The following is a 21,622-nucleotide window of genomic DNA, read 5'->3' as shown; positions in this document are numbered from 1 at the left end:
TATATTTGTATTATAGATATGTCTTATTTTTGTTATTCTAATATATTGAAATATATGATAAAAAAAAGAAATATAAAAGATAGAATATGGATAAGGATTTCCCTTAAAAAAGGGGACATTTTCCTGCGCAAAGATTTTGATGACCTAGGGGGATATGACCAAGTTGGCCGAGCCTTGAAAGAATTGGTATCTGAAGGTAAAATTGCAAAAATTGGCTATGGTTTATATACGCGTTTGAAGAAGTCTATCTTGACCGGGAAACCCATAACCAGTAAACCATTACCTGTACTTGCAAAAGAAGCCCTCATGCGTTTAGGAGTCAAGATGGCTTCTTCTAAATTTGAATCCGATTATAACGAGGGAAAATCAACCCAAGTTCCTACCGGAAGGCTGATCGAGGTCAAAAGTAGGGTAGTCAGAAAAATAGGATATGAAGGAACCTATGTCCATTACAGCAGGCCGTCCCAGTAAAGAAGAATTTGAAGAGATTGTCGTGATTAAGAAGCTGGCCGATCCCGCTTTTGCTGAAAAGGATTGGTTTGTCACACAGGTTATCAGAACTATTAACCAAGTTGAATTTGAAGGGTTCCACATTGCCTTTTCGGGTGGAACCGCACTCGCAAAAGCATACCATCAGATTGAACGATTTTCAGAAGACATCGATTTTGTGGTAGAAGGCAAGGATGACCTCAATGAAAGGGAACGATCAAGCTATAAAAGAGGCCTGATAGAAAAATTAAGACAAGATGGCTTGTCTATTCAAGACCAACAAGTCAAAACGTCCGATAAATCCCGTTATTTTGTGATTGAGATGGACTATGAGACTTATTTTGACAGACCCTCTAACCTTAGGCCTCATATCAAAATAGAATTTGTCATGAAGAAACCTCGAATGCCTTTAAGTATTCGATCCGTTGCTTCATTTTTCACAGAGATTTCTGGACGTGTCCCAGAAGTTGAAAAAATAGGGTGCGTTCAACCTGTAGAAATCGCGGCAGATAAATTAAGTGCACTGACCTGGAGGGTCAATGAGCGGAATCGAGGTTCGGCAAATGATGATCCTTCTATTGTGAGACATCTGCACGATCTTGCTAAACTTAAAGAACTTATTATTGTGTCGCCGGATTTTTCAGCAATGGCAAAGGATTCGATAAAAAACGACGAGCTCAGGTCAAGAGATCCGGCTTTCAACGAGAAGTCCCTTATCGAAAAATTGAATATAATGATCACTAAATTTAAACAAGACGAACTTTATCAGGACGAATATAACCGGTTTGTTGGAGCCATGTCTTATGCATTGTCAGACGACCAAATTCCCAATTTTAATACCGCCCTTTCTGCATTAGAAGAATTAATTGGTAAAGTAACTTCTTTTTAGAACTAACATTGTCGGTGATTTTTTAGAATCCTATAGCCTAATGTTATTTTAAGCTTCTCACAAATGACCTCTAATCAGAAAATTATCTCCCAAGCCCGGACATGGCTTGGCACGCCGTTCCACCACCAGGCTCGACTGAAAGGAAAAGGCTGTGATTGCTTAGGATTGATCGTTGGGGTAGCCGATGAGTTAGGATTAAAAGATTAAAAGATAAACATGGCCAACCACTCGCAGGCTATGATGAAATCAGCTACTCCAGAGAACCTAACGGGACTTATCTCATACAAAAACTGACAGACTTATTGGATGAAGCTCCCATTAACGAAGGAAACGCTGGGGATTTGGCTTTATTCAACGTAAGGGATAACCCACAACATTTAGCTTTTCTCACAGATTATAACGGGATGCTGGGAATGATCCATGCTCAAGCACAGGCACGGCGAGTGGTCGAACACCGCCTGGATGATGATTGGATACAACGTTTGGTAAAGGTGTTTCGATGGCAACCATAGTTCTTGCTGCCGCTGCAAAATCAGGAGCCTCAGCCCTGGGTGCTGGAAGTTTTCTATCTGGTATTGCCGGTGGTATAGGTGGTTTCATTGGTGGTTTTGTAGATCGTTCCATCTTTGGAAACCATGCACGTATTCATCAGGAAGGTTCGCGCTTAACTGACTTAATGGTACAGGCTTCCACCTATGGAAAAGCGATTCCGTTGGTCTATGGTAATGCCCGTATTGCTGGCAATATCATCTGGTCACTTCCCATCCAGGAACATGTAACCACCACGACACAATCATCAGGCGGTGGTAAGGGTAGCGGTGGCGGCTCTCAAACCTCAACAAACAATTACAGTTACACAGCTTCACTGGCAATTTCAATTTGCGAAGGCCCCATTACAGAAGTGATACGTATATGGGCAGATAGTAAGCAGCTTAACCTCATAAAAGGCAATTATACGCTTTACCTAGGTGATGAAACTCAACTACCGGACACGTTTATTTCATCCTTTTATTCAGGTGGGCAAACTCCTGCTTATCGAGGTATGGCCTATATTGTTATTAAGGACTTTCCACTTGAAGAATTTGGAAACCGTATCCCTAATTTTACCTTTGAAGTGCGGCGTACCATCAAAAAATCCTACGACCTTGAAGATAAAATTACCGACATTACCTTGATCCCTGGAGCTGGTGAACTGGTCTACGACACCGTCATACAAGAAAAAGCCCTTGGCAAACGAGATGCTTCTGGAAATTTCGTTCAAAGCGGGAAAGCCATTAAACTTAATCTGAATAATTTGAATAACAAAGCTGATGTGCTGGTAGCACTTGATAATTTGAAAGCCACCCTACCTAATGTGGAGTGGGTTTCCGTAGTGGTCAACTGGTTTGCTGATTCACTAGATCCAGCTATATGTGTGATTAAGCCAGCTGTTGAATTTGGCAGCCAAAATACCAAAGTTACACCTGATGATTGGGCCGTGGCTGCGTTTACACGCGAGACTGCCCATCATGTCTTAGTCTTCCCTGATGGCTCCACTACTTATGGCGGAACTCCCACAGATAAAAGCATCATTAGGCTTTGCCAAGAATTAAAAACACGTGGCTATAAAGTATTGCTTTATCCTATGTTACAGGTAGACACTATTACACCACAAGCCAAGCCATGGCGTGGCAAAATAACCCCAACCGATGTCGCAGCGGCTAATGGCTTCTTTACCCGCACGAATGGGTATAATGCATTTATCACGCATTATGCCAACCTCACTGTAGATGGCGTGTTGTTGAAGAATATTATCGATGCCTTTATCATTGGTTCAGAGTTGGTGGGTTTAACACAATACATGAACCCAACAGGGGTGTTTCCTGTCGTAACACAACTTAAAAGTCTCGCTGCTACCGTAAAAAACACCGTGGGCTCCAATGTAAAAATCATGTATGGCGCAAATTGGAGTGAATATCACTCGGTCAATGGCTGGTACAACCTCGATCCACTGTGGTCAGATCCGAATATTGATACGGTAGCGATTGATTGCTATTTCCCCCTCACCCCAGATTTGCCACAATCACTGATTGATTATGAGAAAGTATATGATGGCTGGTCGAAGGATGAAGGTTGGGATTATTATTACTTAGATGCTGCCCAACGTACAGGTAAGACCAATTACGGATCACCTACCTATGCTTGGAAGAATATTCGGCATTGGTGGAACAGTACGCACACCAATCCTAATGCGACTGCCACTGCCTGGTTCCAAAAAGAAACCTGTTTGGTTTTCTGAACTTGGCTTTCCTTCAGTTGATGGATGCTCTAACCAACCGGCTGCATTTGCAGACCCTGACTCATCTGAAAATTCTTATCCCATAGGCAGCCGTGGCAGGGTTGATTTCCTTGCACAGCACTGCCCTTGAAGCTTCGATTGATTTTCTTAATAGCCAAAATGGGAGGAAGCCAATTTTGTGCCCAGGAAATTTATTTGGACATGGGATGCACGTCCCTTTCCTTTCTTTCCTGACCTTAATTCTGTCTGGGCTGATGGAGGCAACTGGAAAACTGGCCATTGGGTGCAAGGGAAGCTTGGGATTTCAAGTCTTGGTCAGATCGTCTTCAACCTGCTCAAAAAAGTGGGATACGATAGCACAATGGTTGATATCAGCCGGTTAAATGACATTGTTTCAGGGTTTATTATCACCAACCGCCAAACCGTACGTGCCTGCCTTGAACAGCTGGCTATGGCTTATTTCTTTGACATGGTCGAATCAGATGGGATACTAAAGTTTATCAAGCGGGGCAATGCTTCGCAGATCGATATCGACTTTAATGAATTAGCGTTACATGACGATGCAAGTCAAACTTTCATCGCTCCCCACCCAGAACTGGAATTACCGCGCCAGGTGGATGTGATTTATCTTAGTCGCAACGCTGGTTACAAACAGGTACAAAATCCTCATTGAGCAAACCGTCAATGCGGTCGATTACAGTAACGATCAATTTATCCATTGTGCTCAACGACCAGGAAGCCAAATCTGTGGCAGATATTTCCCTCTATAATGCGTGGGTTGGGCGTACACAATACCAGTTCTCAGTACCTCCCAAATATGCACTGCTTGAACCCACCGATGTCATAACCGTTACCAAGGACAATGCTGCCTATTTGATGCGTATTACATCCACTAAGTTAGTGCGCGAGCTTAACCGACCTCGCCGTACTGAATGGTGCCAATGTATGTGTGATTGGTGAGAAATTGTCCAGTTTCAAACAGCGACCCTCGTGGATGCTAATCAATATCGTCTTTCTAATCTGCTACGTGGACGACTGGTACGGTGGGCAGTCGGCACTCATGGTGCTGGTGAGCGTTTCATCCTATTAGCAGCGTTCCCGTGAGCCTATGGCATCATCTAACTGGGGTATGAATAAGAAATATAGGCTGGTAACGTTGGTTCTACACTTGCAGCCTCCCCACAAGACTTTGCCTTATTCAGCACGGGCTTTAAAGCCTTATTCACCCCGTACATATAGCAGCAAATCCGCAACCTCCTACAATGGCGATCTCATCATTAGCTGGAAACGGCGGACACGTATTGGTGGTGATTGGCGTGATGGGGTAGATATCCCGCTTGAGGAATCAGAACGATACGAGGTGGATATCATGCTGGGCAATGCCATAAAACGCACCTTTCTGGTCTTGTTTCACCTACCGCAACTTACACTACCCAGCAACAAAATCCGTGACTTCGGACAGATACAAAATAACGTTACCGTCAATGTACAGCTCTCATCCACCGTCGGACGGGGCTATGCAGGATATGCCAGCCTTTAATCTTTAACACCAAAACAACCAAACCAAAGCCACTACCATAAATCAAACTTGGGCAGTGGCTTTTTATTGGAGGAGCCATGACCCAAGAACAAGAATCCCAACACCTCGATATGCATGTCGCCCTGTGCGCGGAACGTTATAAATCCCTCGAACAGCGACTAGACCAGTATTGAACGCGTTATGTGGTGGACTTCCACCGTGCTGATGACCCGGCATGGGTGGAGTTATTTTCAAACTCATGACAATTAAGGGAATTTTATGATTACATTGCTCAGCTCGCTGCTTGGTTTTATTAGCGCAACATTTCCTAATTTAATCCAGCTATTCCAAGATGCATCGAATAAGAAGCATGAAATCACGCTACTTAATATACAGAAGGATGTACAGGTACAGGAACGGAAGGAAAAGCTTGAAGAAACAAATACTCAGGCTGAGATCGCTGAAACCCAAGCACTTTATAAGACCTATAGCCTAGGCATCGGCTGGGTAGATGCACTCAATGGGACGGTACGACCGATTATTGCCTACAGTTTCTTCATCTTATACGCCACGGTTAAGGTAATGCATTTCTCGACAAATCTGCCATGGTTGCTTTGGACAGAAGAAGATCAGGCTATTTTTTCTGGCATTATCAGCTTTTATTTTGGTCAAAGGGCCATGAGCAAAATTCATAGAAAAATAAGCTAATAATCGTTCTAATTCAGTTGATTAACTCCAAAATAGAAGCATTCATGTACTTGTTAATTAAACCCAATTAAAGGAGACAAGACAATGAGTAAACTTTTTTATAAGGCCATGATTGAAGATGTCCAAAACAATAAATGTAGCGAAGTAGAAGTTGAGAACCTTCTGAACTTTTATGAATATGCGGTTAAACGCATGGCTACAACAGTGGCTCGCAAATCATGGTTTGAACTGAGAGACTTTTGGAATACTAAGAAAAATAGAATTAATCATTTTAGCCTGATGATTGAACGTGTCGATATTTTGGGCCAAGATCAATGGTGGGGAACTTTTGAATATAATAATAAAAGCTTGAAAGTAAAAGCCACCCTTGAAAAGAACTGACCATCCTGCGTGCATCCTAACCGGATGCACGCATCTTAACCTTTATGACAGCTTCTTATACATATTTTTCTGTAATTTGAGTAACACCTGGAATTTCCTTTAATGGAAACATAAATGTGAATGTACTACCAATTCCGTTCTTATTATTTTCCGCCCAAATAGTACCTAAATGTGCCTTGACAATTTCTCTTGAGATAGCAAGCCCTAAACCCGTTCCACCGGCTTTAGTTTTAGTAAGACTGCTTTCAAAAAATTTATCAAATATTTTAACCAATTCATCCTCTGGAATACCAATCCCTTCGTCTGATATTGAAATGATCATACCTGGTGCTTGAGCCACTCCATCAAGAAAAATAGCTTCTGGATTGACACTCTGGGAAATCCTTATGGTTCCCTTCTCAGAATATTTGACAGCATTACCAATTAAATTGGTCATCACCTGCGCCATCCGTCCCTCGTCTACTTCCACTAATGGTTCGTTAGCCATGGGTTGAAACACCAGCTTCTCATGTTTTGCTTCCACTACTCCACTGGTTTCTGCAATAACGGTTTGAATCAGATCACTGAACAGCAATTCTTTACGCTCCAGCTGTACCGCCCCTTTCTCAAACTTAGACATATCTAACAGGTTATTAATCAAAGCCAAAAGCCGATCACTCGATTTATGAGCACGCTGAGCATAATTAAACAGTATATCATCATCTGAGGTATTCCATTCTTCGACCAAAAGGCGCACAAAACTAATTACTCCATGAATAGGAGTGCGAATTTCGTGGCTCATATTCGAGAGGAAGTCTTCTTTGACTTTGAGAGCGTATTCTAGATCTTCGGTGCGTTCTTGAACTTTTTGCTCTAAGAATTGATCTCTTCGTTCAATCTCAGAAAGCATCTCATTAAAACTATTGGCAAGGAGACCAAGTTCATCATTGTATAATATTTTAGCCCTAGCCGAATAATCTCTAACTTCCCTAATAGATTGCATACTTCCAACCAGGCTCAATATGGGAGTTGAAATAACCGCCTGTAATCGTACGGTTAAGAAATAAGCAATGATAATGACAAGTATGATGACAATGCTAGTTGTCACCGCATATATTGCTAAATGTGAATAAATTTCATTTAGATCTGACTCAATATACATTGCTCCATCAGCTTGCCCCCCTAACGAGAAAACCTTTTGGTATATAACTAGGCTGGACCAATTGAACCAATAACCAAATTGTAGAGGCTTTTTTGGACATGACAAAGATTCTCCCTTTTTGAGATAAAGCGCAAAAAGTTCTCCGTTATTTTTATATAGGCAGGCCAAACGAATCGAGGGAATTTGATATAAATCATAAAGATCCTTCTCAGCTTTTGATTCTTGATCAAAAGCCAAACGTGAAATAGCACGACTCCCTATCACTTTATTTAATAGAGCTATCTCTTGAACCATAGAATGTTTTGCATCTCTGACATCATTTAAAATAAAAGCTGAACTTAAAAGGAATATAGCAACGCCAGACACAAACATAGCTAATACAATAAGCTTATGTTTAATTGAAGAATGTAATAATTTATTAATTATTCTCCTCATACCCCCTCAACGCACAATGACTAATCAAGACCTCAAATTTCCTCATCTTTCGATTATGAAGTTATTTTGGGACGATGTCAATAATACAATTTTTAGGAAATCTGTAGTTTCTGCGCATTTCCACTTACTCATTGTGATCTCGATTGACAATACCCGTGATATATGTCAAAAATATAATAGGGTTAAGGGTTGAAGCCGACAAGGTTTCATGTTTTTGGGGTTTGAATAGATTGCGGGATTTAAATTATGTCGTTTAAATTGATAAGTTCATGTTTTTTGGGGTTTCTAGTTTTTTTTATAAATCCAATTTCAAGCGTGCATGCCGAAGAGGCAACGGAAGAAGTCAAAGAGCTTCTTAACACATCGTTAACAGATATATTGAAACAACAAAATATTAGGGTGACTTCTGTATCAAAGAAGGCAGAGAAATTATCTGATGCAGCAGCTTCTATTTATGTTGTAACGGCTGAAGACATCCGGCGTTCTGGGCTTACAAGTATTCCAGAAATACTACGACTGGTACCAGGAATCCAAGTCTCACAGATTACTTCTAATAAGTGGGCTATCTCTGCACGTGGCTTTACAGATCAAATTGCGGCTAAAATGCTTGTTATCATCGATGGAAGGAGCATTTATACACCGCTTTTCTCTGGTGTTAATTGGGATGAACACGATCTCATGATTGAAGATATTGATCGCATTGAAGTCATTCGTGGCCCAGGCGGAACCCTATGGGGAGCTAATGCCGTTAATGGGGTTATTAACATTGTAACCAAAAAAGCTAAGGACACACCTGCTACCCTCATGACCGCAACTTATGGAAACTATGAGAATGGAACTGCAGGAGTCCGTAAAGGAGGCCAAATTGGGGAAAATGTCTTTTACAGAGTTTATGGTAAATATTTTGATCGTGGCGAATCTCAAACCAATTCAAATCAGGGAGCTGGAGACAGTTGGCAAATGAAGCAAAGTGGCTTCAGGATAGATGCTGAAAATATTGAGAATAATTCATTTACCCTGCAAGGGGATCTTTTTAGAAGCAATCAGGATAGAGATGTTATTCTTCCAACATTGACGACACCATTTACAGAAAGGTTAGATTCAGAAGAGACAAGAGTAGGTGGAAATATTCTTGGTCGATGGGAAAAGAAGATAGCTGAAAATTCTTCAACAAGTTTACAGGCTTATTTTAGTAATATTCATAGAGATAACCCACTAACGTTAGACCAAAGAATAAACACATTCGATTTGGATTTCCAACATAACTGGCAACTTGATGAACGTAATGAATTGATCTGGGGAGCAGATTATCGATTTATTACTAGTGATACCAATGGGACTGTTTACCTCAATTTTGATCCTGCGAACCGCTCCACAAATCTTTTTAGCATCTTTATTCAAGACAAATATAGTGTAATACCCGACAAATTATTTTTAACACTAGGAACAAAACTTGAACACAACGATTTTACGGGATTTGAATATCAACCGAATGCTCGTTTAACATGGAAGTTATCCGATACGAAAACGCTATGGGCTGCTGTTTCAAGGGCTGTTCGGACACCAAGCCTAGCCGAGGATGATATCACCATAGTAGTAGGAAATCTTAAACCAGGATTTGCCCAGTGGTTAGGGCAAACGAACTTTGATTCCGAAGATTTAATTGCTTATGAAATTGGATATAGGGTGCAACCCCAAAATAACTTCTTTATGGATTTCTCAACATTCGTTAATGACTACAGCCACCTAAGATCATATGAAACAGGGACTCCATTTATTGACAGCTCAACCTCGCTCCCTCCTCACCTGGTTGTTCCAATCCCGTTTGGAAATAATGCTTTTGGACAGGTATATGGATTCGAAACAGCTGCCTATTGGGATGTCACACCTAAATGGCAACTTTCTGGTGGCTATTCCTTTGATATAGTTGATATTCATACAAAAGCTGGCGGCACAGATACATTATCACAAATAGATGAAGGAAAAACTGCACAAAATAATTTTAACCTTCGTTCTCATTTGAGTTTACCTCACAATTTGGAATTAGATAATTCTCTCTATTTTGTCGATAACTTATCAACTATTCATATCCCCTCATATTTAAGATTTGACACTAGTTTTAGTTGGAGTCCAATAGCTGGATTAGAACTAAGATTGGTCGGACAAAATCTTTTTGATAATTCACACCCTGAGTTTTCTGCTCCACTACAAGGGGATGCAACTCAGGTAGGCCGCAATGCATACGGTAAGGTAACATGGAGATTCTAGAAATGTCAGCAGCTCTCAAATTACAGGAAATCAAAATAGATCCTTTACATAAAATGAAAGAGCTTTTGGGTTGTGATATTAATTTAACATCCCAAGATATATACCAATATAACTTTCCTAATTATGAAAAGAACGATATTTTGGTCAAAGACATGCATATGAAAATCAAAGATTATGACATGCAGACACAAAGTGGCAACTATCTTGCTGAAGGATCAATATTACTTTCTGAAATCACATCCTTTCCTGAACTTGATTGGGAACATATGCCTGGTAGCATCCTGATGGTACTAATCACGCAAATAGGGAAAACTATTCATAATGTTTGTAGTGATATTAATGGGGTAGGACTAACGCACGTTAACGGAAGTATTAGGAGAGCAGTTCCTCTCAAACATATAACTTTCAGATTTGATGGTAGAATTTATCTTAAAATGGGAAGTGTTTGGTGCAAATCAAAGAATCAATTTCTTCATGAAGACAGGAAATTCGCAGAATTTGAGACGCTTTCGTGTGGTATATCCCGTGATTACAGCAGTGTAACTGAAAAAAGATCTGCTCAGAAGCAGTCTATACCTTCTTAATTTAAAATAATTTATTATATGCTTGGTGATACACCTTATAAATTAATAACAAAAAAGGGAAAATTAGCGCAGCTACGCTTTATAGTACCAATTCTAATATTATACTCCGCATTAACATCAAATGCATTGGCAACTAAAGAGTATAACAAAGAGTTTAAAGAATATGAGATTATGGCCGTCTTTGTTTATAACCTCATAGAATTCACTGAATGGCCTGATAAAACCGCATCAACTCCCACGCGTATATGCATTTACGGACAAGACCCCATTGGGGAACTGTTATCCTCATTTTCAAAGAATAGGAAATTTAAATTTCCTATTCTTGTAGTTGAGCAAGTTCCAGATAGCGAACTCAAAAAATGCCACATTCTTTATGTTAGTCCAGCAGCTAAGGATTATGAAAGCAGCCTCCTTACTTTAACTAAGAATCTACCAATCTTAACGGTAAGTAACAATAAAGGATTTGCAAAGCGCGGTGGAACAATAGGCTTTACCTGGAATGGAGATTCAATCGCACTCGAAGCCAATTATACCTCTATAAAGAAAGCTGGCCTTACTGTTGATTCAGAGTTATTAGATATGGCCCATATTTACAAATAACAATCCGCTCATAATACTTATATAAGTAGTATTATTTGAGTAATAATAGTTGAAAAACACAATTTGACGTGATACGATTGTTCTTGCTTCACTCATATGACTGATTCAATTTAGGGGAACAACGTTATGCTTAAAGAAATAAATTCTTTTTTACCTAAACCTATTAATCAAGAAGATATACCCATCCTACTTTCATATTTTACATCTATAAAAAGCAATTCTGCACTTACCGAAGATGAGAAATCATTTATTGATAAGGCTATTTTGACCCTTAACTCGTAGGTCAAGCATTGGTGGCGATCATATTGACAAACTACTATAACAGCTCAATCTAATTAAAAGTTGTCAACTCATTTATAACCCTATGCACAGTATTTATGACGGCTTCATACGAGTTTTTAAGAATTGCCTTTTTGTGCACAGTCCCCGTTAGAACGAGGTAGTTGTGCTGAATACTACCCACCGCCACCCTGCTTCGCTAAAGCTTCGCAGGGCTACGCCCGGAGAAGATTTAGCGATGCAGGGTGATCCTGCGTAGCTTTAGCGAAGCAGGACTGACTCCCAAACCCCACATTCATATCTTTCTAAAATTTCTCACAGCCTCAGAGAAAGCTGGCCATTCATTTTGAATCTTGCAAAATTTACAAAAAAGCATTACCATCCCCCCACTTTGCCCACCAAAGATTCTAAACAACAAATTCTGAATCTATTTTGTGAGGCAAACATGTACTTCGTCTACCTACTCCAAAGCATTAATGACAACTCCCGCCGCTACATCGGCTTCACCACCCAAACCGTCCAGTCCCGCTTAGACGAACATAACTCCGGTAAATCCATCCATACCAATAAATATAAACCCTGGAAATGCATCACCTACATCGCCTTTGAAAACAAAGAAAAAGCCCAAAAGTTCGAAACCTACCTCAAACATGGTTCCGGCCATGCATTTGCTAAGAAGCATTTCTAATTGCCGAAGAGCAATTACTTCAGGAGACATCTGTAAATAAATTCTTTACAATTCAAACCTAAGTATCCCCCTAATTTATACTGACTGAAAGCGCCCTCTATATTTCCCAACTTCTTCCTGAAAACGACAGAGTCCTTTCAGCCCAGCTTTTTTCTTTCTGATCATGGAACTTTTCCCGTTCTGAAGAAACAACGCTATTCTGTATCTGAACACGACCTGCATACATACCTTTGGTTTGCGATAAAGCCTCGTCCTCTAAAATATATAATGGTGTGTTTCCAAGATAGCGTTCTCCAAAATCGTCCATTATCTCAAGCCATGACGAACGCTCAGAAAAAGGCCTCTCTGCTTTCATTATTCTTTGCTGCTGTTCATCAGTCAACGTTAGGCTTACTATCACTTTCTGGTCATTTTCGCCAGAAGGTTTCACCTCGACTACTATACCATTTAACCCAATATTATTAAGGGCTTTCTCTACGTAAGGAACCCTTACTTTTTGTTGTTCAGAAGAAATACTATTTCCCTCTTGTTTCCATGTTACGTTAGGATCAATTATCCCTGAAAGTGCATTACATAACGTGACTGGTTTTTCGGGCGGAATCACTACGATCACTGCCTTCGCATCCTTTAACTTTAAATTGTCTGACATACAGGCCGCACCCATATGAGTGTACGTATAATGGTCACGAGAGCGTTCGCGACCATCTGAACAAACTATACAGACTTTTCCTTGAGTATTTATGTTGGTTCCCTTTATATCCCCTAATTCTAACGAGTCGATGATAATTGCATCCGTTAAGGGAAAGTCACGATCTGGTCCTGTTCGTTTTTCTAATGTACCGCTGATCTTTTTTGATTCTTTGGGCCCCATATGCTCCAATAGAGGGATATTAATCCTGTGGGTATAAAGACGGTCTAGCGTTTCTTGCGGAGCATGTCCTTCAATACGGAGTGTTACAGTACCATTTTCAGCTGCTGTGAGCGTTGCTGGTGCAAAATTGGCAAAAGGCTTCGTGATTATTGAATTCCTTCCGTGACCGAACGTGTCTTTTTCGTCTGTAAATAAAACAGGTATCCCTGATTCATTTATGAATGTCCTTAAAGAAGAATCAGGACTAAGATTATTCGGATCAATAGAACGAGCCAGTTTTTTTTCATCATCCCAAACTTGACCGATAACAATACCCTTTACATTATCCAGTAAACCTTTTGCCTGAGCTTCCTGAAGGAATTTGCCAGATTCTTCAGCAGAAAACGTTGATTCTATGGCTAATAATGAAGGCTCTTGTAAGTGAAATTGAAACGGTAAGCCTGCCGTTAACACTATACGGTCTAGGAGTGTCGCATAAACTGGTAGAGTGCCTTTGGGGATCAATAACTTATTTCCTGGTATAAGCCCTTGATATACCGTGATGGGTTCTAGCTCAGAAATAGTATCTGTTGCTTTAGTGGCCCTTGGACAATCCAAAATACAAAGTGGATTAGCATAATAGGATCTAACAACACCACGTTGTCCCAGTATATTATGTAAGCAAGAAATATCACTAAAGCCAATCAATGGAATCCCTCTTTGAGGAAGGCCGTGTTGCTGCCCGGTTGAGTCCGTATAAAATTTAGAAGCAAGCCTCGGCGTAAAGAAATCATTCGGTAGGATTTGTCCTGGATGTTTCTTTATCCATGCATCAGCAATGTTGGCCTCTACTTTTTTCCAATCCTTATCGTATTGATCAAGCATGTTTGCCACTTCAAGCGCTGTCATGCCTCCGTCCACTTGTATAATGGCTTCTACCCTTGGGTTGTTAAGCATATTGATTAAGTGCCTGGCCCTTTCCTCAACCGTATTGGCTATGGAACGACCTTTAGGATACGGGGCAAAACTATCATCAGGCAAGTAAGGTGAATATCCCTCATTTCTTAAAAGCTTTTTAAGCTCTTCGCTATAGTCTGTAGTGAATTGAACACGTTCCTCATCCGTTACATCAAAGAATACCAACCCACAACACGAAGAAGCCGCAATGCCAATCACAGAGCCATTCTCCGGATGCTCTTTATCGCGTATCAGCGGTGTAAATTTAGATGATATTTTGGCCATGCCACTATCCTCTATTAATAAATTCGCGTTTTATTATACCATATTAACAATACGTTTCGGTGACAATGACCATATTGCATATGAAATAACAGAGTCCTTTATGAAATATAGTATAATAGGCTTCTAAGTAGATAGTTGATACGCAGCAATACTTAATATCAGATTAAAAGTTGTCCGATTATGTATAGCCCCATGCACAGTATTCATAACAGCTTCATACAGGTTTTAAGAATTGCCCTTTTATGCCTTGTCCACGTTAGAACGACGTCTTAGTGACGCAGACTTCCCACCGCCAGTATCTTTTAGGAAACCGTTCTCTATCCACGACTAGCCTCCCATGTAGAGCCCACGGATTGTGGACTTTTTCCGTTACTTCTCCCTGACTTCTCTCAGCTAAAAATAACATATTTTTTTCCAAAGTACGGGGCTTTTCTACTCTCATTCTCAAAAATTCGTACTTTAGAAAAGTCCGTACGATTTTTTTAGTGCAGGAATTTTGGGGCTTCTCGAAAACACCAGAGATTAAAAGTTGCTACAAACAACACTACCCAATCCATGTCTTCAAGATATTGTTATAAATATGTCACACTTTTATTTTTCTAGACAAACCGTCCCAGTTCAACAAACCTAATATCTGTACCCGAGGAGTTTCATGATGTCGAATAAGAAAGGCTCAGATTCAACCGAATAAAGGACATGATAATAACAGAGTACACATTGAAAGGACGAGTGTTTAAAGATAACAACACTCGTTCAACCTCATTTTGGGCAAAATCAAAAAATGGGACCATTTTGGTCAGAATAGCTGACTTGGCAGTTGAAAATTATTTAGCACCAAAATCAACGAAAGATGACAATGTTAGTTGGGTTGAAAAAAATATAGAGGCCATATTAGAAAACATAAGTTTCAAATATGAATTTAGTCCAGAAATCTTCTGATGGTAGGGAGTTCTCAACATGACCAATCGTTATGGATTAACTAGTCTCGCCTAAAAAACCCATTTTTTGTTTTAATTTAGCAATATGACCGCCCCTGTGGTTTTATTTCCCTCCAGCATTGCACGGTAAAAATGAGCCATAAAATCACCTTGAGTATCTTTCTGAGGTTAAATCCAACAGCCATGGCGATCGCATTCATTTTATCCCCCATTATTCCCTTCAGGAAGTTACGGTAACCCGTGCTCCGGTCATGCTTACAGTGACCAATAATCGGTTCAATGGCATTTCTTCGTTTCTGACGTTTCCGTTTCGACTGCGTTATCCCACGCTTCTGCCTCGCTAAAATAACTTCTGACTCAGTGACATCGTGACCACGGTAACCTAAGTCAACGTAGGTTTCTTTGGGCATCACTCCCGTTAACCTTACTATTTGAGTTAAAGCATCCTTCAATGTCCTGCTATCATGAGGATTGCCGTGGAATGCTTTTGCTCCGATGATAAAATTACTCTTATTTGTCACCGAGTAGCTCACTTTGCAGCCAAACTCATATTTCTTGTGGGCTTTGCCCTTGCCAATGCATTCAACTTCTGGAGCATGCCAGGAATACAGTTTATTCTTGTCATGCTTTTGCCGATTTAATAAATCACGAGCCTGATCCAATCCTGCTCTCATCAATGCAGACCATTCGCTGTTCCCCTGAACAGACCTTTCAATATCGCGTACAACACGACCCAAATAATTCTTTACCTTCTTTATTTCTTTCCGGCCACGACGATGTTGCTTCGCTGCCATGTAGCGATTACCCATGTACAGCGCTTGTTTACTCAGCCTCACATAGCTCTGACGCAAACCTATGCCCAGCTTTTCCGCTTCCTTTACCAAAGACTCACGAGCCTTGTGGTACAAATGAGAATCCGTCGGAAAGCAAACAGCCTTTTCCTGTACCGTCGTATCAACCGTTACCCTTTCAAGGTCAGCTTTCTTGATCGTCCCCGTGAGAAGACCCAGACGGATCGTCTCATGTAACAAACGCTCAAATCCTTGCTCGCCTATCCGCGACTAACCTCATCCAAGACAGAGGCACCAGCCTTGCATCCGTAGCCGGCGCCATTGCCGCTTATGTAGCCGGAGCAAACGCCGATAATATTAATTCCAGTTCCAGCATCGCCAGCAACGCAGCGCAAAATAATGCGTTAGACACAATTTGGGATGGCTTGTTCGTAGCGGCAGATGGTGTTAAGATCGGTTATGGATATTTTGTTGATGATGATGGAATAGTCAAAGAGGGATTCATTGACCTTGCATCAGATTCTGCTGCGCTTGCAATTCCTTTCTTGCCAGCGGGGATGAGTAGGGGAGCTAGGTTTCTGGGGAAAACAGATGATATTGCTAATACGGCTAAAGATATTAAGAAAACGGAAATAATTAAGGATCTACCAAATGATACTTTGGTTTGTAGAGGAGGAAGATGTACAGAAGATACGTTTATAAATGGTTCAGGAGTTAGTGTCGACGAGTATGGCAACTTACATGGAGTTTCGGTTAATAGTAGTCCGGGCAAGTCCCTTGCAGAATTAAGTGAAACAATTCCACATAAGCAAGTAGGAGTGACTTCTGTAGGAAAAATTAAAGAAGCTGGAGGTACTATTGTTCTATCCCCAACGAAAAATAATCCAAATCATGCTACATTGTCTGGAATTTCACCAAAGGCAGCAGAATCACTGATGACGCCAACGATAAAGAATCCTAAATATTGATCTTGAGAAGAGCTATGTTAGAAGAAAAACAAATCAAAGAAATAGAAAATCGATACAAAAATGCTTCCTTGGGTCCATGGCTTTCTTATGTAGAAGGGCGCGATCATGAAAGTGGTTCAAATTTTATAATGACCGGAACTAAACAAAATAGGGGGAATGACATCGAATTATTTGGTGCAACAATAGAGGATCAAGACTTCATAGCAAACGCCAGGCAGGATATTCCAGTACTTTTGGAGGAAATAGCTGTATTAAAGAAAAAAAATAGTATCTTAACGTGGCTAACGATTTGGTTTCAATCATATTGTAATGGCGATTGGGCGCATGAAAATCAGATTAAAATTAGTACGTTAGATAATCCCGGCTGGAGAGTTCAAATTGATCTTGTTGATACGAAGCTAGAAAATTTAAATATTGAGCGCAAAACTTATGAAAACTCCCAAACAGACTGGTACATTTATCATTAAAGATAAAAAATTCGATGCAGCTGGCGATCCAACTAAATTAGAAATTATGATCGAAAGTTTTAGAGAGCTAGTAGAGCAGTAGATAATTAGCTGGGTCAACTCCAGGAACAACCGTAAGCGTCCGGTGAACCGGCTTAAATTAGCAATTCTTAATTCAGTTTGAGGTTCCAGGGTAGCAACTCGTGGATTTTTTGTGAGTTATGATCTTGGATTTTTGTCAGGACGGTTGCCAGGTATTTTTGTGGATTGATGCCGTTAAGTTTTGCCGTTTCGATCAGCGAGAAAGTAGCAGCGGCGTACTCTCCTGTCTTGTCTGACCCTGCAAACATCCAATTTTACGTCCCAGGGCAATGGCTCTCATAGCCCGCTCGGCTGCGTTATTATCGATCTCAACTTTGCCGTCGGTTAGGAAACACATTGATAAATGGAGATGCCTAATAAACGCTAGATCAGCTTATTTTTCTTGATATGAATTCGATTGGAAATTTCCGTCAGCTTTTCCTCAACTTCGTGAACAAACACCATATCACGCCGCGTAACCTTTTCAGGTGCAACGCCAAAATTCTCAAAGCTTGCTTGAGTTAAACGTTCAAGCAGGTGTTTGATGTTTTCAAGGCGTACCAAATAGCGTTGTTTAGCTTCTTGATAATTTTCCATAATTCCTATCCTATTTTCATAAGTTATGATATTTCACCAACAACCCATGAACGCTTCTAATTCGAAGTTAGTCAACTCAATTCTAAAGAAATATGCCTTATATTTCAATGTGTTGAATATTATAAGAACAATTGATTTAGGATAACGCCGTGGGAATATCAATACGTGCATATGCAAGACACAGAGGCATTTCTGACGCAGCAGTTCGTAAAGCAATTAAAACAGGCCGAGTAACGCCAGAACCTGACGGCACCATTGATACAGCAAAGGCCGATCGTCAATGGCAAACTAACACCAACCAACAGCCTGCATCTTATAATCTTAAAGCCGTTCCAGACATGGCACTTGATGCTGTCCGCGAAACGCTAAAAGAAAACAGCATGGCAGTTACTGGTAACGGTACAACATTCATCCAAGCACGCACGGCCAATGAAGTATTAAAGGCACAAACTAACCGCATACGCCTACAGAAACTAAAAGGTGAATTAATCGATCGCGCCAAAGTATTAGCCCATGTTTACAAGTTAGCCCGTACCGAACGCGATGCATGGATCAATTGGCCAGCACGCATATCATCAACTATGGCAGCGGAACTTAGCGTAGATGCCCACACTATGCACGTGACACTGGAACGCTATGTCCGAGAACAATTATCCGAACTTGCAGAATTCAAAATTCGCATTGATTGAAAATTATGATGGATTTGAGGAGATAGAAAAACAATGGGCAAAAGGATTAAAACCAGATCCATTTCTTACCGTATCAGAATGGGCCGATACCTACAGAATCCTTTCTTCCAAATCAGCTGCTGAACCCGGACGCTGGAGAACAAAGCGCACACCTTACCTGAAAGAGATAATGGACAATCTCTCGCCCCACTCCCCTGTGCAGCGAATCGTGTTTGTGAAAGGCGCACAAATAGGTGGAACTGAGTGCGGCAATAATTGGATCGGCTATGTCATACACATGGTGCCAGGCCCAATGATGTCTGTGTCTCCTACCGTAGAACTAGCCAAGCGTAATTCCAAACAGCGTATAGATCCTCAAATTGAAGATACTGCAGAACTGAAAGAGTTAGTAAAGCCCGCTCGTTCCAGAGATTCAGGAAACACGATCCTTGCCAAAGAATTTCCTGGCGGTGTATTGGTGATGACCGGTGCTAACTCAGCCGTTGGTTTGCGATCAATGCCTGCACGCTATCTATTTATGGATGAAGTTGATGGCTACCCAGGCGATGTTGAAGGCGAAGGAGATCCTATTTTACTTGCAGAAAGACGTTCAGCCACCTTTCAGCGCAGGAGAAAAATACTTCTGGTGAGTACCCCCACATTAAAAGGATTATCCAGGATACAAAGGGAATTTGAAGCAAGCGACCAGCGTTATTATCATGTTCCCTGCCCTCATTGCAAACATGAACAGCCTCTGATATTTGCTAACCTCCGCTGGCCAGAAGGAAAACCAAACCAAGTTGCCTATGTCTGTGAAGAGTGTGGGACACTGATTGAAGAACACCACAAAACGTACATGTTAGCTAATGGTCGCTGGGTTCCAAGCAATTCTAATAATGGCAACACCGTAGGATATCACCTTTCCTCTTTATACAGTCCTGTTGGATGGTTCTCATGGGCCAATGCCGCAGAAATGTATGAAGCCGCTCAGAAAAATCCAGAACTGTTAAAAGGATTTATCAATACCGTCCTTGGTGAGCCTTTTGAAGAAGAATATGAAGCACCTGAATGGCAAAGGCTTTATGAACGTCGTGAACATTATCCTATGGGTGTTGTCCCTGAAGGTGGCTTGTTTCTCACTGCCGGTGTTGATATTCAAAAGGATCGTATTGAATGCGAGATCGTTGCCTGGGGACGCAACAAAGAAAGTTGGTCTATTGATTATCAGGTCTTTCAAGGGTCAACCAATGCACCAGACGTTTGGAAAAGACTAGATCAACTCCTAGATCGTGATTGGCAACATACTAGGGGTTGCACATTACCGATACGAGTTATGAGTATTGATAGCGGCTATGCAACACAAGACGTCTATAACTGGGTAAAAAATTACCCCCAAGCCAGTTGGGGAGCAAGTGGTGCTCGCGCAGGATCACCACGCACGGTTGTTGCCATTAAAGGTCGTGATACTGAAACTGCTTTGATCCTTAGTGTTTCTAAAGCAGATGTTGGAGGCAAACGACGAGGCTTGCGTGTCTGGAACATCAGCGGCCCCGTAGCAAAGATGGAACTGTACCGATGGCTCAAATTAGAACGACCAACTGATTCAATGGATAAATTCCTGCCTGGAAGCTGCCACTTTCCTGAATATGATGCAGAATATTTCAAACAACTAACCGCAGAAAAACGAGTGGTGCGGATGCATCATGGATTTCCCAAGGCCACCTGGGAAAAGGATCCAACCAAGTCAAATGAAGCATTGGATTGCCGCGTCTATGCAAGAGCCGCGGCGAGCATTTATGGCCTTGATCGTTTTACAGAAAAACACTGGCTGCAAATGGAAGAGGCATTAGGAAAAAGCCTTATACCTATCGTAAGTGTCAAACCAGAAAGTCAAACCAACAAAACCAGCCTCTCACAAGTGGTACGGCAACGACCTTCCACAAAAGCACAAGACCCTTACCTATAATAAATGGAATAGGTTATATGACCGATTTAACGACCCTCCAAACTCGTCTTGCAGAAGCAGAAGCGGCCTACCACCAACTCTTAATTGGCGCACAAGCCGTTAATGTGAATATAGGGGGTTATGGTTCAACTACCTACGCCTCGGTCGATATGTCAAAGCTGAAAGCTTACATCGACCATTTAAAGGCAGAGATTAACAAAATTAGCGGCAATGCACGCCGGGGCATCATTAAAATAGCATTCTAACATGAGCGATACATCACACAGAGCTGCGTCACTGACAGCACGCGAGCTTGCAAGCTGGCTGCCTGGCGCATTTTCAGCAGACACCGATACGTTGCCAGAGTTGAATACGCTGGTTTCCAGATCACGGGATTTAACCCGTAATCATGGCATTGCCAGCGGAGCAATACAAACACTGGTAGACAATGTTGTGGGAACCGGACTACGTCTTGTTTCCTGCCCTGATTATAAAGCACTTGGCAAAAACAAAGAATGGGCAGACGAATGGTCTCACCAGGTAGAGTCGTTATGGCGAGGTTTCAGTGAGAGCATGGATTGTGATGCTGCACGTTCCCTCAATTTTGCGGGACTTACGGTGCAAGTATTTCGCTCTGGACTTATTAATGGGGAATCAATTGTTATACCGTTATGGCTTCCAGAACGAGGTGGTGCATTTAATACCGTTATCCAACTGGTTGAATCAGACCGACTCAGTAATCCTGGTGGTCGACCTGATGATAAAAATCTACGCGGCGGGATTGAGATTGATGATTACGGCGCACCAATAGCCTATTGGATCAGAAAATCCCACCCA

Annotated in this window: 28 protein-coding genes; 22 read left to right on the top strand and 6 right to left on the bottom strand. The window is 41.2% G+C overall.

The genetic code is table 11. The features are described from left to right. The first annotated feature begins 54 nt into the window (after positions 1 to 54). From IPP74_12395 to IPP74_12350, 10 genes are all read left to right on the top strand, one after another. Complete coding sequence (locus IPP74_12395; GenBank protein ID MBL0320068.1) at positions 55 to 471, top strand: hypothetical protein; 417 nt, start codon at positions 55 to 57, stop codon at positions 469 to 471. Next, on the top strand, positions 443 to 1,378 hold the full coding sequence (locus IPP74_12390; protein ID MBL0320067.1) for a nucleotidyl transferase AbiEii/AbiGii toxin family protein: 936 nt from the start codon (positions 443 to 445) through the stop codon (positions 1,376 to 1,378). The genes IPP74_12395 and IPP74_12390 overlap by 29 nt, the downstream gene beginning before the upstream one ends. A 63-nt stretch (positions 1,379 to 1,441) precedes the next feature. Continuing rightward, positions 1,442 to 1,585 carry a hypothetical protein gene (locus tag IPP74_12385; GenBank protein ID MBL0320066.1) on the top strand — a complete coding sequence of 48 codons (144 nt, stop codon included), beginning with the start codon at positions 1,442 to 1,444 and terminating at the stop codon, positions 1,583 to 1,585. Between the two features lie 292 nt (positions 1,586 to 1,877). Beyond that, entirely contained in the window at positions 1,878 to 3,656 is a 1,779-nt protein-coding gene (locus IPP74_12380; GenBank protein MBL0320065.1) for a glycoside hydrolase TIM-barrel-like domain-containing protein, read from the top strand. Next, positions 3,607 to 3,786 carry a glycoside hydrolase TIM-barrel-like domain-containing protein gene (locus IPP74_12375; protein ID MBL0320064.1) on the top strand — a complete coding sequence of 60 codons (180 nt, stop codon included), beginning with the start codon at positions 3,607 to 3,609 and terminating at the stop codon, positions 3,784 to 3,786. The genes IPP74_12380 and IPP74_12375 overlap by 50 nt, the downstream gene beginning before the upstream one ends. Before the next feature lie 48 nt (positions 3,787 to 3,834). Then, entirely contained in the window at positions 3,835 to 4,329 is a 495-nt protein-coding gene (locus tag IPP74_12370; GenBank protein MBL0320063.1) for a hypothetical protein, read from the top strand. 11 nt (positions 4,330 to 4,340) lie between these two features. After that, on the top strand, positions 4,341 to 4,616 hold the full coding sequence (locus tag IPP74_12365; protein MBL0320062.1) for a hypothetical protein: 276 nt from the start codon (positions 4,341 to 4,343) through the stop codon (positions 4,614 to 4,616). Between the two features lie 169 nt (positions 4,617 to 4,785). Beyond that, entirely contained in the window at positions 4,786 to 5,196 is a 411-nt protein-coding gene (locus tag IPP74_12360; GenBank protein ID MBL0320061.1) for a hypothetical protein, read from the top strand. A gap of 369 nt (positions 5,197 to 5,565) precedes the next feature. Further along, positions 5,566 to 5,883, top strand: a complete 318-nt coding sequence (locus IPP74_12355; GenBank protein ID MBL0320060.1) for a hypothetical protein — start codon at positions 5,566 to 5,568, stop codon at positions 5,881 to 5,883. Between the two features lie 84 nt (positions 5,884 to 5,967). After that, positions 5,968 to 6,264, top strand: coding sequence for a hypothetical protein (locus IPP74_12350; GenBank protein MBL0320059.1), 297 nt, complete (start codon positions 5,968 to 5,970; stop codon positions 6,262 to 6,264). A gap of 55 nt (positions 6,265 to 6,319) precedes the next feature. Here the strand turns inward: IPP74_12350 and IPP74_12345 are convergent, their stop codons facing one another. Then, positions 6,320 to 7,840, bottom strand: a complete 1,521-nt coding sequence (locus IPP74_12345; protein MBL0320058.1) for a HAMP domain-containing histidine kinase — start codon at positions 7,838 to 7,840, stop codon at positions 6,320 to 6,322. A 246-nt stretch (positions 7,841 to 8,086) separates the two neighbouring features. On the opposite strand from IPP74_12345, the gene IPP74_12340 reads away from it, so the two are divergent. From IPP74_12340 to IPP74_12320, 5 genes are all read left to right on the top strand, one after another. Further along, positions 8,087 to 10,108 carry a TonB-dependent receptor gene (locus IPP74_12340; protein ID MBL0320057.1) on the top strand — a complete coding sequence of 674 codons (2,022 nt, stop codon included), beginning with the start codon at positions 8,087 to 8,089 and terminating at the stop codon, positions 10,106 to 10,108. 2 nt (positions 10,109 to 10,110) lie between these two features. Next, positions 10,111 to 10,692 (top strand): hypothetical protein, encoded by a 582-nt coding sequence (locus tag IPP74_12335; protein MBL0320056.1) that lies wholly within the window; start codon positions 10,111 to 10,113, stop codon positions 10,690 to 10,692. An 18-nt stretch (positions 10,693 to 10,710) separates the two neighbouring features. Next, positions 10,711 to 11,292, top strand: a complete 582-nt coding sequence (locus tag IPP74_12330) for a YfiR family protein (protein ID MBL0320055.1) — start codon at positions 10,711 to 10,713, stop codon at positions 11,290 to 11,292. A gap of 126 nt (positions 11,293 to 11,418) precedes the next feature. Continuing rightward, on the top strand, positions 11,419 to 11,574 hold the full coding sequence (locus IPP74_12325) for a hypothetical protein (GenBank protein ID MBL0320054.1): 156 nt from the start codon (positions 11,419 to 11,421) through the stop codon (positions 11,572 to 11,574). Positions 11,575 to 12,016: 442 nt separating this feature from the next. After that, the gene (locus IPP74_12320; protein MBL0320053.1) at positions 12,017 to 12,259 is read left to right on the top strand and encodes a GIY-YIG nuclease family protein; all 243 of its coding nucleotides are present in this window, start codon (positions 12,017 to 12,019) and stop codon (positions 12,257 to 12,259) included. Positions 12,260 to 12,356: 97 nt separating this feature from the next. Here the strand turns inward: IPP74_12320 and IPP74_12315 are convergent, their stop codons facing one another. Then, on the bottom strand, positions 12,357 to 14,351 hold the full coding sequence (locus tag IPP74_12315) for an LD-carboxypeptidase (GenBank protein ID MBL0320052.1): 1,995 nt from the start codon (positions 14,349 to 14,351) through the stop codon (positions 12,357 to 12,359). A gap of 729 nt (positions 14,352 to 15,080) precedes the next feature. Between IPP74_12315 and IPP74_12310 the strand changes: the two genes are divergently transcribed. Beyond that, on the top strand, positions 15,081 to 15,290 hold the full coding sequence (locus tag IPP74_12310; protein ID MBL0320051.1) for a hypothetical protein: 210 nt from the start codon (positions 15,081 to 15,083) through the stop codon (positions 15,288 to 15,290). A gap of 76 nt (positions 15,291 to 15,366) precedes the next feature. Here the strand turns inward: IPP74_12310 and IPP74_12305 are convergent, their stop codons facing one another. Next, positions 15,367 to 16,320, bottom strand: coding sequence for an IS5 family transposase (locus tag IPP74_12305; protein MBL0320050.1), 954 nt, complete (start codon positions 16,318 to 16,320; stop codon positions 15,367 to 15,369). Positions 16,321 to 16,505: 185 nt separating this feature from the next. On the opposite strand from IPP74_12305, the gene IPP74_12300 reads away from it, so the two are divergent. Next, on the top strand, positions 16,506 to 17,048 hold the full coding sequence (locus tag IPP74_12300) for a hypothetical protein (GenBank protein ID MBL0320049.1): 543 nt from the start codon (positions 16,506 to 16,508) through the stop codon (positions 17,046 to 17,048). A 14-nt stretch (positions 17,049 to 17,062) separates the two neighbouring features. Continuing rightward, the gene (locus IPP74_12295) at positions 17,063 to 17,515 is read left to right on the top strand and encodes a hypothetical protein (protein MBL0320048.1); all 453 of its coding nucleotides are present in this window, start codon (positions 17,063 to 17,065) and stop codon (positions 17,513 to 17,515) included. A 149-nt stretch (positions 17,516 to 17,664) separates the two neighbouring features. On the opposite strand, the gene IPP74_12290 is transcribed toward IPP74_12295, so the two are convergent. From IPP74_12290 to IPP74_12280, 3 genes are read right to left on the bottom strand one after another with little or no spacing between them, the layout of a single operon-like run. Continuing rightward, a complete protein-coding gene (locus IPP74_12290; protein ID MBL0320047.1) occupies positions 17,665 to 17,844 on the bottom strand; it encodes a transposase domain-containing protein in 180 nt (59 codons plus the stop codon). Then, positions 17,790 to 17,933 carry a transposase gene (locus IPP74_12285; GenBank protein ID MBL0320046.1) on the bottom strand — a complete coding sequence of 48 codons (144 nt, stop codon included), beginning with the start codon at positions 17,931 to 17,933 and terminating at the stop codon, positions 17,790 to 17,792. Before IPP74_12285 ends, IPP74_12290 begins: the two co-directional genes overlap by 55 nt. A gap of 26 nt (positions 17,934 to 17,959) precedes the next feature. Beyond that, on the bottom strand, positions 17,960 to 18,172 hold the full coding sequence (locus IPP74_12280) for a hypothetical protein (protein ID MBL0320045.1): 213 nt from the start codon (positions 18,170 to 18,172) through the stop codon (positions 17,960 to 17,962). Positions 18,173 to 18,321: 149 nt separating this feature from the next. Between IPP74_12280 and IPP74_12275 the strand changes: the two genes are divergently transcribed. The 4 genes from IPP74_12275 to IPP74_12260 form a co-directional block, all read left to right on the top strand. Next, positions 18,322 to 18,861, top strand: coding sequence for an elements of external origin (locus tag IPP74_12275; protein MBL0320044.1), 540 nt, complete (start codon positions 18,322 to 18,324; stop codon positions 18,859 to 18,861). Continuing rightward, positions 18,809 to 20,806 carry a phage terminase large subunit family protein gene (locus IPP74_12270; GenBank protein ID MBL0320043.1) on the top strand — a complete coding sequence of 666 codons (1,998 nt, stop codon included), beginning with the start codon at positions 18,809 to 18,811 and terminating at the stop codon, positions 20,804 to 20,806. The genes IPP74_12275 and IPP74_12270 overlap by 53 nt, the downstream gene beginning before the upstream one ends. Before the next feature lie 17 nt (positions 20,807 to 20,823). Next, positions 20,824 to 21,051: a hypothetical protein gene (locus IPP74_12265; GenBank protein ID MBL0320042.1), complete on the top strand. Its 228-nt coding sequence runs from the start codon at positions 20,824 to 20,826 to the stop codon at positions 21,049 to 21,051. A gap of 1 nt (position 21,052) precedes the next feature. After that, positions 21,053 to 21,622: phage portal protein (locus IPP74_12260; protein ID MBL0320041.1), on the top strand; the 570-nt coding region annotated here is incomplete at its 3' end.

The sequence above is a fragment of the Alphaproteobacteria bacterium genome, from assembly GCA_016722515.1.
Lineage (GTDB): Bacteria > Pseudomonadota > Alphaproteobacteria > Rickettsiales > JADKJE01 > JADKJE01.
This window is presented reverse-complemented; position numbering and strand designations above follow the sequence as displayed.